This is a genomic window from Ruegeria sp. ABV3_008, from assembly GCF_056161185.1.
Genome location: NZ_JBSWYP010000010.1, coordinates 24,636 through 38,703, shown reverse-complemented (window position 1 = coordinate 38,703; position 14,068 = coordinate 24,636). Strand labels below are relative to the sequence as shown.

General features: G+C 59.5%; 17 protein-coding genes. 8 read left to right on the top strand and 9 right to left on the bottom strand.

The window, feature by feature from the left end; translation table 11 throughout:
• Window positions 1-72: 72 nt before the first annotated feature.
• The 6 genes from ACXAH8_RS16600 to ACXAH8_RS16575 form a co-directional block, all read right to left on the bottom strand.
• Window positions 73-540, bottom strand: coding sequence for an Hsp20 family protein (locus ACXAH8_RS16600; RefSeq protein WP_475219906.1), 468 nt, complete (start codon window positions 538-540; stop codon window positions 73-75).
• 126 nt (window positions 541-666) lie between these two features.
• Window positions 667-1,482, bottom strand: coding sequence for a trypsin-like serine peptidase (locus ACXAH8_RS16595; RefSeq protein WP_475219905.1), 816 nt, complete (start codon window positions 1,480-1,482; stop codon window positions 667-669).
• Window positions 1,479-2,270, bottom strand: a complete 792-nt coding sequence (locus tag ACXAH8_RS16590; protein ID WP_475219904.1) for a trypsin-like serine peptidase — start codon at window positions 2,268-2,270, stop codon at window positions 1,479-1,481. Before ACXAH8_RS16590 ends, ACXAH8_RS16595 begins: the two co-directional genes overlap by 4 nt.
• A gap of 119 nt (window positions 2,271-2,389) precedes the next feature.
• Window positions 2,390-3,709, bottom strand: a complete 1,320-nt coding sequence (gene glcF, locus ACXAH8_RS16585; RefSeq protein ID WP_475219903.1) for a glycolate oxidase subunit GlcF — start codon at window positions 3,707-3,709, stop codon at window positions 2,390-2,392.
• A gap of 4 nt (window positions 3,710-3,713) precedes the next feature.
• Window positions 3,714-4,814 carry an FAD-binding protein gene (locus tag ACXAH8_RS16580; protein ID WP_475219902.1) on the bottom strand — a complete coding sequence of 367 codons (1,101 nt, stop codon included), beginning with the start codon at window positions 4,812-4,814 and terminating at the stop codon, window positions 3,714-3,716.
• 49 nt (window positions 4,815-4,863) lie between these two features.
• A complete protein-coding gene (locus ACXAH8_RS16575) occupies window positions 4,864-6,303 on the bottom strand; it encodes an FAD-linked oxidase C-terminal domain-containing protein (protein WP_170555215.1) in 1,440 nt (479 codons plus the stop codon).
• An 81-nt stretch (window positions 6,304-6,384) separates the two neighbouring features.
• Between ACXAH8_RS16575 and ACXAH8_RS16570 the strand changes: the two genes are divergently transcribed.
• The gene (locus ACXAH8_RS16570; protein ID WP_170484917.1) at window positions 6,385-7,095 is read left to right on the top strand and encodes a DUF599 domain-containing protein; all 711 of its coding nucleotides are present in this window, start codon (window positions 6,385-6,387) and stop codon (window positions 7,093-7,095) included.
• 35 nt (window positions 7,096-7,130) lie between these two features.
• Complete coding sequence (locus ACXAH8_RS16565) at window positions 7,131-7,478, top strand: hypothetical protein (RefSeq protein ID WP_475219901.1); 348 nt, start codon at window positions 7,131-7,133, stop codon at window positions 7,476-7,478.
• Window positions 7,479-7,481: 3 nt separating this feature from the next.
• Here ACXAH8_RS16565 and ACXAH8_RS16560 read toward each other — a convergent pair whose 3' ends face one another.
• From ACXAH8_RS16560 to rsfS, 3 genes are read right to left on the bottom strand one after another with little or no spacing between them, the layout of a single operon-like run.
• On the bottom strand, window positions 7,482-7,967 hold the full coding sequence (locus ACXAH8_RS16560) for a flavodoxin family protein (RefSeq protein ID WP_475219900.1): 486 nt from the start codon (window positions 7,965-7,967) through the stop codon (window positions 7,482-7,484).
• A 12-nt stretch (window positions 7,968-7,979) separates the two neighbouring features.
• Complete coding sequence (rlmH, locus tag ACXAH8_RS16555; protein ID WP_170379769.1) at window positions 7,980-8,450, bottom strand: 23S rRNA (pseudouridine(1915)-N(3))-methyltransferase RlmH; 471 nt, start codon at window positions 8,448-8,450, stop codon at window positions 7,980-7,982.
• Between the two features lie 44 nt (window positions 8,451-8,494).
• Entirely contained in the window at window positions 8,495-8,854 is a 360-nt protein-coding gene (gene rsfS / locus ACXAH8_RS16550) for a ribosome silencing factor (protein WP_170379770.1), read from the bottom strand.
• Between the two features lie 230 nt (window positions 8,855-9,084).
• On the opposite strand from rsfS, the gene ACXAH8_RS16545 reads away from it, so the two are divergent.
• The 6 genes from ACXAH8_RS16545 (at window position 9,085) to ACXAH8_RS16520 (ending at window position 14,068) form a co-directional block, all read left to right on the top strand.
• Window positions 9,085-9,192: an isopropylmalate isomerase gene (locus ACXAH8_RS16545; RefSeq protein ID WP_170528597.1), complete on the top strand. Its 108-nt coding sequence runs from the start codon at window positions 9,085-9,087 to the stop codon at window positions 9,190-9,192.
• 43 nt (window positions 9,193-9,235) lie between these two features.
• On the top strand, window positions 9,236-10,639 hold the full coding sequence (leuC, locus tag ACXAH8_RS16540) for a 3-isopropylmalate dehydratase large subunit (RefSeq protein WP_170459358.1): 1,404 nt from the start codon (window positions 9,236-9,238) through the stop codon (window positions 10,637-10,639).
• A 37-nt stretch (window positions 10,640-10,676) separates the two neighbouring features.
• The gene (locus ACXAH8_RS16535) at window positions 10,677-11,231 is read left to right on the top strand and encodes an HdeD family acid-resistance protein (protein WP_170379776.1); all 555 of its coding nucleotides are present in this window, start codon (window positions 10,677-10,679) and stop codon (window positions 11,229-11,231) included.
• A 42-nt stretch (window positions 11,232-11,273) separates the two neighbouring features.
• Complete coding sequence (gene leuD, locus ACXAH8_RS16530) at window positions 11,274-11,879, top strand: 3-isopropylmalate dehydratase small subunit (RefSeq protein WP_170472726.1); 606 nt, start codon at window positions 11,274-11,276, stop codon at window positions 11,877-11,879.
• Window positions 11,880-12,212: 333 nt separating this feature from the next.
• Window positions 12,213-13,043, top strand: coding sequence for a hypothetical protein (locus tag ACXAH8_RS16525; RefSeq protein ID WP_475219899.1), 831 nt, complete (start codon window positions 12,213-12,215; stop codon window positions 13,041-13,043).
• Window positions 13,040-14,068, top strand: coding sequence for an endonuclease/exonuclease/phosphatase family protein (locus ACXAH8_RS16520; protein WP_475219898.1), 1,029 nt, complete (start codon window positions 13,040-13,042; stop codon window positions 14,066-14,068). Before ACXAH8_RS16525 ends, ACXAH8_RS16520 begins: the two co-directional genes overlap by 4 nt.

The following is a 14,068-nucleotide window of genomic DNA, read 5'->3' as shown; positions in this document are numbered from 1 at the left end:
CGTCTGGAGGAACGCGGGGCGGGTGTTGCGGCAGTCAGGGAGGAGGAGACCGCCGCAGGAACTTAAGGCGCGTTAGTTCACGGCCTTGGCATCAACCACATCTTTTTCGATGGCCTTGCCCGAGGAAATCTGAATCCGGCGCGGTTTCAGCGCTTCGGGCACTTCGCGCTTGAGGTCGATGTTCAGCATGCCGTTCTCATGGCTGGCACCTGTCACGCGAACATGGTCGGCCAGGGCAAAGCGACGCTCAAACGCACGGGTGGCGATACCGCGGTGCAGATAGCTGCGGTCCTTGCCCTCGGCGGCTTTCTTGCCAGCCACGATCAGTGCGTTTTCCTTCACTTCGACGGACAGGTCTTCTTCGGAAAAACCGGCGACAGCGACGGAAATCCGATAGGTGTCGGCGTCGGTTTTTTCTATGTTATATGGGGGATAGCTGGGCTGTGCCACGTCGTTGGTCAGAACGCGGTCCATCATGTCGGCGATCTGGTCGAAACCAATGGTGGCGCGGTGCAGCGGTGCAAAATCAAAACTACGCATGTGTCGTTATCCTCATCCTCGAGCGATTTACGATGTTGAGCCCTCCAATCTGGACGGGCCTCGGGTGATACCGGACCCCGTTGTGGCGATCCGATACAAATCAAATGGGTAACGATTTACGTGAGTTCAACCCCCGCCCGAGCTGATGAATTTCGCGCCTGAACCGGACTTGCCCGAACCCACCTGCAATCTGCGGATCTTAGCTTCGGGCCGGGGCGCATCGCGCCGCATGATCGCTTTGAGTTCGGAGACGACCGGAGACAGTTCCATCCCAAAGCCGATCTTGCGCCCCCCACTCTCGCCAATAGCGGAGACAACCGACAAAATCTGCCAGCGCGACCCGTTTTTGGTCAGAACAGCCGACCCCGATGAGCCAAAGGTGACATCGCAATCAAAGGTGATCAGCCCGTCTCGCCGATCCAGGATTCGACAGGATTTTTCGCGCGTTATGGCCTCGGACCGACCTCGCCCATAAGAGGCAATACTGAGTTCCGAGCCGATGACGGGCCCCTGATACAGAACAAAAGGGTCGGCAATCGAATAGGGGATCGGCTCATCCAGCCGCATCAGCGCCACGTCTTCGCGCACACCCTGAGACGACAGAGGGTCATTGATCCCATAGCTTGGAAGCGTGGCAATCTGCACCACCTTGCGCTCGGCCAGAGCAACGCCATTGCTCAGCCCAGCGCGGAACGTCACCTCGCCCGGCTCATAGGCCTGTCCGGTGTGTTTGTCCAAGGCACAATGGGCGGCTGTCAGCACCATGTCCTGCGCAATCAGCGTTCCCGTACAGAAAGACCGCGTGCCGACATCAAGCCGGCCGATCGCCTCCCACCCGTAGAGGTCATCGCGATCCGTCAGTGTGCGTTTGTTGCTTTGGGCCTGCGCCGCCGTGGCCACCAAAGAGGCGCACAGGACGAAAAGGGCAAAGGCATTCCTCATGGCCGGATAAACCTTGCCCCGACATTCTTGCCAGACCCGGTGCTGCCCGAAGACAGGCCAAACCCATTGCGATTGGACAGTTCCGCCTGCAGCAGCTGTAGCGATCCATCCAGCGCGGTACCCAGCGACACGTTTTCCCCGTTAAGCTCGGCTTTGGCCGACACCACAGATACGATACGCGGACGCTCTCCGCTCAGCGAGAAAATCGGCGCGCCAGAGGCCCCAAAATCGACATCGCAGGACATTACCAAAACGCCCCGATGCCCGGCCATGACCGAGCAAACCTGCTGCAGCGACGGGGCCTCGGCCCGGTCATGCGCGTAAGACACCACACCCACCTGCTCGCCTTGGTCGGGGCGCGCGCCGGTCTCAAAAGGAATAACGGTGGTGTTTCGAACCGGCTGCCAGAGCTCAATCAACGCCAGATCATAGCGGACACGGTCGCTGGTGGCCCTGCCATTGTATACATATTTCGGATGAATCACGGCCTGACGCGCCGGACGATAGGCCGAAGCGCTCCCACGTCGCCAACCCGCCAGAAACTCGATCCGCGACGGGTCGATTCGCTTCTTGGTGTGTTTTTCGAACAGGCAATGCGCGGCGGTCAGCACCAGAGTTGGCGAGATCAGCGCGCCGGTACAAAACCCGGTGCCATCAATATCCAGCCGCCCAACGGCCATCCATTGCCGTCCGGAATCCGACGTCTCGAGGCTTTTCAGCCCGGTATCCTGCGCCGAGGCGGCCATTGGCAGCACACTCAGCACGATGGCCTTGATCCAGTTGCGCACGCGGTTCTCCGGCTATCCGTTCCGGTCAACTGTTCTACGGGTCGCGTAGGGCGAAAATAGGGCAGGTCGGCGTGGCGGAAATTTCCTGTTCAACTGATGCCAAGGCGCATCATCGCTGCTTAGCGCAGAATAGGCACCTCGGAGGTCGCCCCACCCGCCTGCAAACCACGCGGCTCGGGACCTCCGGTGGCCCAATCCAGAAGCTCTACCGTATGGACGATCGGCAGCTCGGTTCCAGATCCGATCTGCATCATGCAGCCGATATTTCCGGCAGCGATTAGGTCGGGCTTCTTCGCCTCAAGCGTTCGTACCTTGCGCTGCTTCAGTTGGCCAGAGATCTCGGGCTGCATCAGGTTGTACGTGCCGGCACTGCCACAACACAGATGGCTGTCAGCGGGTTCAACAACCTTGAAGCCTGCGCGTTTCAGCAGGTCTTTCGGGAAGGTCTTGATCTGCTGCCCGTGTTGCAGCGAACACGCTGCGTGATAGGCAACGGTCAGCCCTTGATCCGACTGCCCGGGCAGGTCCAATTGCATCAGGACCTCACTGATATCCATCGCAAGGGCCGACACCCGTGCCGCGTCCTGTGCCAGAGGGTCATTTCGGAACATGTGCCCATAGTCCTTGACCGTCGTCCCACAGCCCGAGGTGTTAATGACGATGGCGTCCAGCCCGTCCCCATCCATCTCACGCACCCATGCACGGATATTGCCTGCCGCCGCCGCGTGGCTCTGCTTGCTTTTGCCCATGTGATGGGTCAGTGCACCGCAACATCCGGCCCCTTCGGCCACCACCACCTCGCACCCCAACCGGGTCAGCAGACGGATCGTCGCGTCGTTGATATCCGTGTTCAAAGCCTTTTGCGCACAGCCCGTCATCAAGGCCACGCGTTTCTTGCGGGCGCTCGACGGCGCAAAGCTCTGCGGGTCGTCATTGCGACTGACCGGAGGGATATGTTTCGGCGCCATATCCAGCATCGCCCGCAGCCGAGCATCCGGCATCAGAAACCGGAACGGGCGCCCCAGCTTGGCCCCGATCAGGGCCCAGCGAAACCGCATCGGATAGGGCAAGATCTGCGCCAGAACCCAGCGCAGCACACGATCCGACAATGGGCGCTTGTAATTGTTCTCAATATAATCGCGCGCGTGATCGACCAGATGCATGTAGTGCACGCCTGACGGGCAGGTCGTCATACAGGCCAGACAGGACAGGCAACGGTCGATATGTTTGACCGTCTTCTCGTCCGGTACACGCTCATTCTCAAGCATATCCTTGATCAGGTAGATACGGCCGCGCGGGCTGTCCAACTCATCGCCCAGCACCTGATAAGTGGGGCATGTGGCGGTGCAAAACCCGCAATGAACACAACTGCGCAGGATCTCGTTCGAACGCTTGATCGCCGGGTCTTGCAGCTGTTCTTCGGTGAAAGTCGTCTGCATCGGCCTACCCCATCAATCCCGGATTAAACAGGGCCCGCGGATCGAACCGCTGCCGCAAACCTTGGCTCAGGGCCGCAACCGGTGCTGGCTCCGGTTGGAACCGGCCCAGCGCCTCAACGGTCTCGGGTTTCGCGCGCACAATAGAGGCGTGGCCCTGAAAACCGCCAAGACGCGCGCGAACATCGGTGCCCTCATCCACCAAAGCCCAGATCAAACCGCCACCCCAATCGAGCAGGAGTTTATTCGCCTCAAGCCGCGCAGTTATTTCCGGCGCATCGCTGGGCTTGACCGAGATACGCCAGACATCGCCCTCTTTCCCCGTGAACGGGGTCACGTCTCGGATCGCGCGCCACGTCGTATCTGAATCCTCAACAACGGCTACCTCGCCGAACCCCGACAGCACGCCCTGCAATCGTCCGACACGATACGCAACCGAGTCCGCAAACCCCTCAACCCGCAGCAATGCCTGACCTGTTTCGGGGGCAAAGGCAGCCCCGCTCACTTCATAAGGCGACCTCAAAGCGGCAGACAGAACCTCAACCGCGCCCGACGCATGGGCAACTGGCACGCCCAGGGTCACGACCGCTTCGGATTTAGGTAAAACTTTCAACGACACTTCGGTCAGCACCCCAAGCGTCCCCCAGGAGCCTGCCATCAGCTTGACCAGATCATAGCCGGTGACATTCTTCATCACCCGCCCGCCATTCTTCACGACCTGCCCTTGTCCGTCGACATAGCGCACGCCCAGCAGAAAATCCCGACACGCCCCGGCCTGCACCCGCCGCGGCCCCGAGATATTGGCAGCGATAACTCCGCCAATCGTCGGCTCACCCGAGGTGCCGAGCAGCGCGCGATAGTCCGCAGGCTCGAACGCCAGTTGCTGACCTTCGGCCTCCAGCGCGGCGTCAATCTCAGCCACCGGAGTTCCCGCCTGCGCAACCAAAGTCAGCGCGCCGGGTTCATAGAGCGATATCCCACGCAATCCGTCCACATTCAAAACCGCCCCCGGGCCATCCACCCCGCGCGTCCCGCCACCTGCAATACGCACCGGCCCCTGCAACCCGGCCACGATCTCGGCCAGTTCCGTTTCTGTCTCAGGTCTCATGACACTTCTTCTGTTCTAAAATACCTCGAGGGGATAGGGGCAGAGCCCCCTATTCCGCAGCCATCCGGCGCGCCTGTGACACGTCCAAAGGAAACACCTTGGCTGGGTTCAGCAACCACTGCGGGTCGAACACATCCTTCACCGCCATCTGCGCCTCAAGATCGGCCGCGCTATATTGATGCGACATCAGATCTCGCTTTTCGATGCCCACCCCGTGCTCTCCGGTCAGGCAGCCACCCACATCTACGCAAAGCTTCAGGATATCGGCGCCAAACGCCTCGCATTTCTCCAGATCTCCGGGTTTGTTGGCATCGAACAGGATCAGCGGGTGCATATTGCCGTCGCCCGCGTGGAAAACGTTGCCGACGGGCAGGCCATAATCCTCGCTCAGTTCACCGATGCGGCGCAGAACTTGTGGCAGCGCCGAGACGGGGATCGTGCCGTCCAAGCACATGTAATCGTTCATCTGACCCATCGCGCCAAAGGCCGATTTCCGACCCAACCATATCTTGGCGCTTTCTTCAGCCGACTGGCTTTCGCGCAGTTCTACCGGGTTGTGACGTTTCGCGATCTCGACGATCTTCGACAGCTGGTAGTCGATCTCGGCATCCGAGCCTTCGACCTCGACAATCAGCAGCGCGTGGCAATCTGGGTACCCAGCATGGGCGAAGTTCTCGCACGCCTTGATGCAGAGCGTATCCATGAACTCGATCGCAACCGGCAGGATGCCAGACTTGATGATGTCCGAGACGCATTGACCGGCCACCTCATTGTCATCGAACCCCATCAGAACAGGCCGCGCGCCTTCTGGCTTGCGCAGGATGCGCAGCGTCGCCTCGGTCACGACGCCAAGCTGCCCTTCCGAGCCGCAGATAACCCCCAACAGGTCCAGACCGCCGGAGTCCAGATGTGCGCCGCCGATCTCGACCACGCTGCCATCCATCATCACCATGGTCACACCCAACAGGTTGTTGGTGGTCACGCCGTATTTCAGACAATGCGCTCCGCCCGAATTCATCGCGATATTCCCCGCAATTGCACAGGCCAGCTGGGATGAAGGGTCGGGGGCGTAAAAGAAATCCTCCTCTTCAACCGCGCCGGTCACGCTGAGATTGGTGCGGCCGGTCTGAACGCGGATGAAGCGGTTATCATAGTCGGTCTCCAGCACGTCATTCATGCGTGCCACGCCAAGGATCACACAATCCGCCGTCGGCAGCGCCCCGCCTGCAAGCGAAGTCCCCGAGCCACGCGGGACCACCGGCACGCCCTCGTCATGACAAATGCGAAGCACGTCCGAGACCTCTTGCGTGGTCGATGGCAGCACCGCCAGCATGGGCGGGCAACGATACGCGGTCAGCGCATCACACTCATAGGCCCGAGTCTCTGACGGGTCGTGAATCACCGCATCCTCAGGCAAAACCTGCAGCAATCGCGCCAGAACGGCCTGCTTTCGCGCAAGCACTTCAGGATTTGGCTGGGGCATTTCCATGGCTGATCCTCCAATTTGGTAAAATAATATTACCAATTTCTCCGTCTGGCAAGTTTTAAGATCTGACCCTACTGTCGCGCCATGACCTGGATTGATCGCGCGCTTATGTTTTCGACGCTGGACTATGCGGCTGTTCTGCTTTTGCTGGCGGCCTGGCAAGGGATCGGCTGGAAGATCGAACACCCATCGCCGGGCAAACTGTCCGTTGCGATGATGATGGATGATTTCCGCCGCGGTTGGATGCACGAGATGGTCACCCGCCAGCCCCGCATGTTCGACGCACAGGTTGTTGCAGCCATGCGGCAGGGCAGCACCTTCTTCGCCTCAACCACGATGATCGCCATTGGCGGCGGACTGGCCTTGTTGGGCAATACCGAGCAACTGGCGGGCGTTGCCAGCGATCTGGCCATTGGCAGCGCCCCTGCATTGGTGTGGGAGATCAAGATCCTCGTCGTGATCCTATTTCTGGCAAACGCGTTCCTGAAATACGTCTGGGCGCACCGCCTGTTTGGCTACTGCGCCGTCCTGATGGCAGCCGTGCCGAATGATCCCGATGACCCGGAAGCCTACCCGCGCGCCGCGCAAGCCGCTGAAATTTGTGTGACCGCCGCCCGCAGCTTCAACCGCGCGCTCAGGGCCACCTACTTTGCGCTTGCCTCGCTCGCGTGGTTTCTTGGCCCCATTGCGTTAATCATAGGCACCGTGATCACATTCGGCGTCCTCTACCGGCGTGAGTTCGCATCACATTCGCGAACGGTGCTTCTGACCTTGCCACCTGACACCAAGACGTGATCCCTATTTCGCAATCAATTCCTTAGGATCTGCCCATGCGCTACCTGATTCTGACCGCTTTCCTTGCCACACCCGTTTTTGCCGATCCGCCGACCATCGAGAGCGTCTCGGCCAGCCGCAGCGGAGATACGTGGCGTTTTGATGTGACGATCCGGCATCCGGATACCGGATGGGATGACTACGCCGATGGTTGGCGCGTGCTGGACATTGACGGGGCCGAGCTTGGTATGCGCGTATTGCATCACCCGCATGTGGATGAACAGCCCTTCACCCGCTCACTGAGCGGCGTCTCGATTCCCGAAGGCACCACGCAGGTGCAAATTCAAGCCCGCGACAATGTTGGCGGTTGGAGCGAAGACACCACGATCATCGACTTGAACTGAGGATCAAAACACCCCGAGGCTCAGCCCCGCCGCCATAGCCGCGCCGATCTCGCGGCACAGATTCAGCTGGTCTTCGGGGATTGTCTTCTCAGCCAGTATCGCCTCAGGTGACTGAGCATGGGTGCAAATGATCAAAGGCGGCTGTACTTCTTTCAACCGCCAGCCGGTGGCGATGCGGGCGGTTTGGCGGGCGGCGTTCTCTCCGTCAGACCCGGCGCAGATCATCTGGGCGTAGGGGCGGCCTTCGATCCGGCCCAGAACGGGATAGTAGCTGCGATCGAAGAACTCTTTCATCAGGCCCGAAATCGCGGCGAGGTTTTCGGGGGCGCAGAAAATGTAGCCGTCGGCGGCCAGCAAGTCTTCGGGTCCGGCCTGATCTGCGGTTTTCAGGACGATATCTGCCTCATCCCTACCGGCCTCGGCCGCTGCTTCGGCCATTTGCCGAGCACCGCCAGTGCGCGAATGATAGACAATCAGAAGCTGCGCCATGTCAGACCCGTTTCAGACCCGGTGATAGGGGCCGCCCGACAAGATGGTTGCGGCCCGGTAGAGTTGCTCGGCCAACATCACACGGACCAGCATATGGGGCCAGACCATGGACCCGAATGAGATGGAAAAATCCGCCTCAGCGCGCAGTGACGGGTCAATTCCGTCTGCTCCACCGATAATCAGCGCCAGATCCTGCCGCCCGGCGTCGCGCCAGTTCCCCAGCTTTTGGGCAAAATCGGGAGAGGACATCAGCCGTCCGCGCTCATCCAGCGTACAGATCACAGCGCCTTTGGGCAGTGCCTTGCGCAGCAACCCGGCCTCAGCCCCCATCCCTGCGTTTTTCTTGTCTTCAACCTCGATCACCCGCGCAGGACCAAGGCCCAGGCCACGGCCGGTGCGGTCAAAACGGGTCAGGTAATCGTCAAGCAGGGTTTTCTCGGGTCCGGCGCGCAATCGCCCGACCGCAACTATGCTGATACGCATATCTCTCTCGCCTCCGGCCCTTCAATAATGGCCGGGATGGCGCCTCAGTTGGCTGAGGCGCTGCCGCCCGCAGGCTGCCACATCTTTTCCAGCTGGTAGAATTCACGCACTTCGGGGCGGAAGATATGGACGATCACATCGCCCGTATCGATCAACACCCAGTCGCCGGCATCCTTGCCTTCGACCTTTGAGGTGAAACCGAATTCCTGCTTGATGCGATCCGTCAGCTTTTCCGCCATGGCTGCGACCTGACGAGTCGACCGACCCGAGGCAATCACCATATGATCCGCAACAGAAGACTTGCCTTGCAGGTTGATCTGCACGACGTCTTCGGCCTTGTCGTCGGAAAGTGAGGAAAGGATACGCTCAAGCAGCTTGTCGCTGATTGACTGAGAGTGGGCCATTACACTGGCCCCGTCATCGGCGGGCAAACCCGCCTGGGTATGTAGAGACAGGACATAGTCCTCCTTTGCTGCGCGCCGTAAAACCCGGCGCAGGGTAAATTCAAGGTAGCAAGCGACCCATGACATTTCAATGAAGCACGCCTGATGCCTCGCATGAATGTGCCCTGTTGGCATCTGGGGGCCTTACAAGACCTTGATAGACTCGGCCAGTGTCTATATCTGACCGGAATATGAGACTCAATGTAGCCCAAGAACAGAATCTGGAAGACCGCGCGCGGTTGCGCGAACGGTTCTATGGGGCTGCCCGCACGGTTCTGGCCCGCCTATCGGCGGCCTAAGCCACCTCGCCAGCTATTTCTCATTACATACGGGAGAGGACCGATGTCCCCCAAAACACTCTATGACAAGATCTGGGATGCCCATGTCGCGCATGAAGCCGATGATGGCACCTGCCTGCTTTATATCGACCGCCATCTGGTTCACGAAGTAACCAGCCCGCAGGCGTTCGAAGGCCTGCGTATGGCAGGTCGCAAGGTGCGCGCACCTGAAAAGACGATTGCCGTGCCGGATCATAACGTTCCGACTACTCCGGACCGCGTGAACGGGATCGAAAACCCCGAATCGCGCATTCAGGTCGAAGCGCTGGACAAGAACGCCAAGGATTTCGGCATTCACTACTACCCGGTGCATGACGTGCGTCAGGGTATCGTCCACATTGTCGGCCCCGAGCAAGGCTGGACCCTGCCCGGCATGACCGTTGTTTGCGGCGACAGCCACACCGCCACCCACGGCGCGTTTGGCGCGCTGGCCCACGGCATCGGGACGTCCGAGGTTGAGCACGTTCTGGCCACCCAGACCCTGATCCAGAAGAAGTCCAAGAACATGAAGGTCGAGATCACCGGCAAATTGCAGCCGGGCGTGACCGCGAAGGACATCACTTTGGCCGTGATCGGTGAGACCGGCACTGCTGGCGGCACCGGATATGTCATCGAATATTGCGGCGAAGCGATCCGCGATCTGTCGATGGAAGGCCGTATGACCGTCTGCAACATGGCGATCGAAGGCGGCGCGCGCGCAGGCCTGATTGCGCCGGACGAAACCACGTTTGAATATGTCAAAGGTCGCCCGCATGCTCCGAAAGGCGCTCAGTGGGAGGCGGCACTGGACTGGTGGAAAACGCTCTACACCGACGAAGGCGCGCATTTTGACAAGGTCATCACGCTGCGCGGCGAAGATATCGCCCCGGTCGTCACATGGGGCACCAGCCCCGAGGACGTGCTGCCGATCACCGCAACCGTCCCACACCCTGAGGACTTCGAAGGCGGCAAGGTCGACGCGGCCCGCCGTTCGATCGAATATATGGGCCTGGAAGCCGGTCAGAAGCTGAGCGATGTCGAAGTCGACACCGTCTTTATCGGGTCCTGTACCAACGGCCGCATCGAAGATCTGCGCGCCGCCGCGGAAATCCTGAAGGGCAAGAAGATCAAAGATGGCATGCGCGCCATGGTCGTGCCCGGTTCAGGTCTTGTCCGCGCTCAGGCCGAAGAAGAAGGCCTTGCCGAAATCTTCAAAGAGGCCGGTTTCGAATGGCGTCTGGCGGGATGCTCGATGTGTCTGGCGATGAACCCCGACCAGCTGCAACCGGGCGAGCGTTGTGCCGCGACTTCGAACCGCAATTTCGAAGGTCGTCAGGGGCGTGGTGGGCGGACTCACCTGCTGAGCCCGGCAATGGCTGCCGCTGCGGCAATCACAGGACGGCTGACAGACGTCCGCGAAATGATGTAAGGTCCCCTCATATCTAGATATTTGAGGGATTGAACAAATGAGTGACTGGATCAAATGGCTCCTGCTGGGGCTCCTATCCATAGCGTTCGGTATCTTTGTGCTGGGCGCACCTGTCGTGGCATCTGTCGCCGTGACGGTGGTAACCGGCGTGTTGCTACTGATCTCGGGCGTGCTGCAGGTTGTTGGCGGCTTCACAGTTGAAGGCGTTGGCAACAAAATCCTGTCACTCATCATGGGTGCGGTCATGCTGTTTCTGGGCTGGTCCTTTCTGGATCACCCGCTGCAGGGTACGCTTACGCTGGCGACCGTAATGCTGATCCTGTTCATGGCAGGCGGCATCGCGCGGATCATTCTGTCGTTCCAGATGAAGGGAACGCAGTTTTTCTGGCCAACGATGATCTCAGGCATCTTGTCGATCGTCCTCGCAGGCATCATCTGGAGCTATGTCGGGCAGCAACCGCAGGCCCTGCTGAGCATTCTGGGGATCTTCCTGGGCATCGAGATGCTGTTTAACGGGTTCGGATTGGTCTTCATGGCGTTCTTCGTCAAGAACGCACCCAAAGACGAAACAACTGAAGCGAAAGAAGCTTAAACGCGAGGCACGGGCGCGGCCCTACCCCGCAGGAGTGTAGACATGGAAAAGTTTGACAAAGTCCACGGGGTGGCCGCCCCAATGCCGCTGATCAATATCGACACCGATATGATCATCCCCAAAGTTCACCTGAAGACTATCAAACGGTCCGGCCTTGGCGTCGTTCTGTTTGACGAGATGCGCTATCACGACGACGGGCAGGAGAATGAAGAGTTCGTTCTGAACAAACCCGCCTATCGCGAGGCCGAGATTCTGGTGGCCGGCGACAATTTCGGCTGCGGTTCCTCGCGCGAACACGCACCTTGGGCGATCAAGGATTTCGGCATCAAGGTCGTGATCTCGACCAGCTTCGCCGACATCTTCTTCAACAACTGTTTCAAGAACGGCATCCTGCCCATCGTGGTCGAAGAAGAGCATCACGCGGTACTGATGGATGACGCGCACAAAGGCGAAAACGCCCGCATGACCGTTCATCTGGAAGATCAGAAGATCACCACCTCGGACGGTGTTGAGATCACCTTCGACATAGACCCGCACCGCAAGCACTGCTTGCTGAACGGTCTGGACGATATCGGCCTGACGATGGAAAAAGACCATCACATCGACAAGTTCGAGGATCACGCCGGTCAGGCCCGCCCCTGGGTGTGATTCTGGGGACGAATCTGTTGATACTCAACCTAACGGAGTCGCCAAGGCGGCTCCGCTCGCATTCTTGGGGTTGAAAATCCGAGAAACACAACATGTAGGTCTCAAATTGAGATACACGTCGGATTTGCGTCGAAATTGATGCAATCCCGCACCAGTTGCGCCATCATTTTGCCCGAAATCACGTGTTATCTGCACCCTGGCTTGAGCGAATTACCGCTTATCGTCCATGTTTGGTCGAAAGAGGTATCCGTCATTAAACGCAGGCGACGGGCACAAGTTGGAATGAAGCCGACACAGAATTGGCTGGTTCCGGTTTGAAAAAGGGTTCGGATAGTGATTGCACGCACGACAGGGGCGGCGATACGTGGGATTTTGGTCGCCGTTATGGTGTTGACCCCCGCGTTGTACCTGCCAGTTTCATCGACGAACGGGACCGAGGTCGTTGTCTTCCTCGCGATCCTCGCGTTCATCCTGACCTTTGCCGAATATAACTCTGCCTTCCCAAGCTTTATCGAATTTCGTGATGCGCCTCCGGTGAACCGTTTGCGCTTCGTTGGCCTGATGTCGATGGTCACGTTCCTGACGTTGATCTGCAAAAACGCCTATGCGCCAACCGAAATGACCCGCTTTTCCTACGCGATGGGCTTGTCTGTCGCAAATGTGGTGGATTTCCCCTATTCTCCGGTTCGGTTGATCGTTTTGATGCTGCCTGCAGATGCGTCTCAGCAGTTGGTTGAGCTTGTGCGCGTTGCTGCCAGCATCGCCTACATGGCAGCATTGGTGACCATCGCAAGCTTCGCCTATGCTGTGAAACTGCGCGGCTGGCCGACTGGAAACGGAGCGTTCAATGTGTGGACTAACCTGCCTCTGTTCGACCCGACCAAGGGCGGTGACGTGGTAACGCGCCTGCAACGCGACGGGCGCCTGAACATCTGCATTGGCATCCTGTTGCCCTTCCTGATCCCGGCAGTGATGAAGCTGCTTACAAATGCCTTGCTCCCGATCTCGCTGAGCAACCCTCAGACCCTGATCTGGACCATGTGCGCCTGGGCCTTCCTGCCTGCAAGCATGATCATGCGCGGCATGGCGACCCTTCGGATTGCCGGGCTGATCGTCGAGAAACGCCGCGCCTATTCCACGACCGAGTCCACTCAGACCGCATGATCCGTACCCTGATCCTGCTGATGCTGCCTCTGGCCGCACAGGCAGAGACCGTGCGCGTTGCCACCTTTAACACCGAACTCAGCCGCAAAGGCCCAGGGCTGCTGCTGCGCGATATTCAGCGCGATGACGCACAGGTTCAGGCCGTTGTCGACGTCTTGATTGCCGTCCAGCCTGATATTCTGGCGTTGCAGGGGATCGACTGGGATATAGATGGTCGGGCGCTGGCCGCTTTGACCGATGCGCTACGCGCGGCCGGTCTGGATTTTCCACATCATTTTGCCGTGCAGCCCAATACCGGGATAGATAGCGGTCTGGATCTGGACGGAGACGGACGCACCCAAGGACCGGGCGACTCACAGGGCTGGGGCTTGTTCACGGGTCATGGTGGGCTGGCCGTTCTGTCCCGATACGAGATCGCACAGGACGAGGCACAGAATTTCGCGTCTCTGCTGTGGTCAGAACTTCCAGGGGCTGAACTTCCGGTCGTGAATGGCGCGCCCTACCCCTCAGCACAGGCGCAGGCGGCGCAGAGGCTGTCCTCCACCGGGCATTGGGTGGTTCCCGTCACCACGCCTTTTGGTCATCTGAATCTGATGACCTTTCACGCCACTCCGCCGGTCTTCGACGGGCCAGAGGACCGCAATGGCCTGCGCAATCGCGATGAAATCCGGTTCTGGTCCCTGCTGCTGGACGGGCGGCTTGGCCCCGTTCCTGATGGCCCTTTTGTCATCGCAGGCGACGCCAATCTGGACCCCGGCAAGAGCGACGGACGTACCGAGACCATCGTCGCGCTTCTCTCCGACCCCCGCTTGCAAGACCCCCAGCCCAAGACCGCAGAGGGCGACGCCGCAACTGTGAACTGGAAAGCTGTCGGAGAGCTGAGGGTGGACTTTGTCCTGCCCTCAGCTGACCTGCAGGTTGTTAACTCGGGTGTGTTCTGGCCCAATCCTGAGGACCCGATGCGCGAGATCGCCCAGCGCGCCAGCCGTCACCGGCTGGTGTGGGTCGATGTCTCGCTGCCATAA

What these genes read in the sequence shown, in the direction of transcription:
- ACXAH8_RS16570 (WP_170484917.1), top strand. Translation starts at nt 6,385, where the DNA reads ATGACCTGGATTGATCGCGCGCTTATGTTTTCGACGCTGGACTATGCG.
- leuD (WP_170472726.1), top strand. Translation starts at nt 11,274, where the DNA reads ATGGAAAAGTTTGACAAAGTCCACGGGGTGGCCGCCCCAATGCCGCTG.
- rlmH (WP_170379769.1), bottom strand. Translation starts at nt 8,450, where the DNA reads ATGCGTATCAGCATAGTTGCGGTCGGGCGATTGCGCGCCGGACCCGAG.
- ACXAH8_RS16560 (WP_475219900.1), bottom strand. Translation starts at nt 7,967, where the DNA reads ATGGCGCAGCTTCTGATTGTCTATCATTCGCGCACTGGCGGTGCTCGG.
- ACXAH8_RS16575 (WP_170555215.1), bottom strand. Translation starts at nt 6,303, where the DNA reads ATGGAAATGCCCCAGCCAAATCCTGAAGTGCTTGCGCGAAAGCAGGCC.
- ACXAH8_RS16600 (WP_475219906.1), bottom strand. Translation starts at nt 540, where the DNA reads ATGCGTAGTTTTGATTTTGCACCGCTGCACCGCGCCACCATTGGTTTC.
- rsfS (WP_170379770.1), bottom strand. Translation starts at nt 8,854, where the DNA reads ATGGCCCACTCTCAGTCAATCAGCGACAAGCTGCTTGAGCGTATCCTT.
- glcF (WP_475219903.1), bottom strand. Translation starts at nt 3,709, where the DNA reads ATGCAGACGACTTTCACCGAAGAACAGCTGCAAGACCCGGCGATCAAG.
- ACXAH8_RS16535 (WP_170379776.1), top strand. Translation starts at nt 10,677, where the DNA reads ATGAGTGACTGGATCAAATGGCTCCTGCTGGGGCTCCTATCCATAGCG.
- ACXAH8_RS16545 (WP_170528597.1), top strand. Translation starts at nt 9,085, where the DNA reads ATGAGACTCAATGTAGCCCAAGAACAGAATCTGGAAGACCGCGCGCGG.
- ACXAH8_RS16595 (WP_475219905.1), bottom strand. Translation starts at nt 1,482, where the DNA reads ATGAGGAATGCCTTTGCCCTTTTCGTCCTGTGCGCCTCTTTGGTGGCC.
- ACXAH8_RS16520 (WP_475219898.1), top strand. Translation starts at nt 13,040, where the DNA reads ATGATCCGTACCCTGATCCTGCTGATGCTGCCTCTGGCCGCACAGGCA.
- ACXAH8_RS16565 (WP_475219901.1), top strand. Translation starts at nt 7,131, where the DNA reads ATGCGCTACCTGATTCTGACCGCTTTCCTTGCCACACCCGTTTTTGCC.
- leuC (WP_170459358.1), top strand. Translation starts at nt 9,236, where the DNA reads ATGTCCCCCAAAACACTCTATGACAAGATCTGGGATGCCCATGTCGCG.
- ACXAH8_RS16580 (WP_475219902.1), bottom strand. Translation starts at nt 4,814, where the DNA reads ATGAGACCTGAGACAGAAACGGAACTGGCCGAGATCGTGGCCGGGTTG.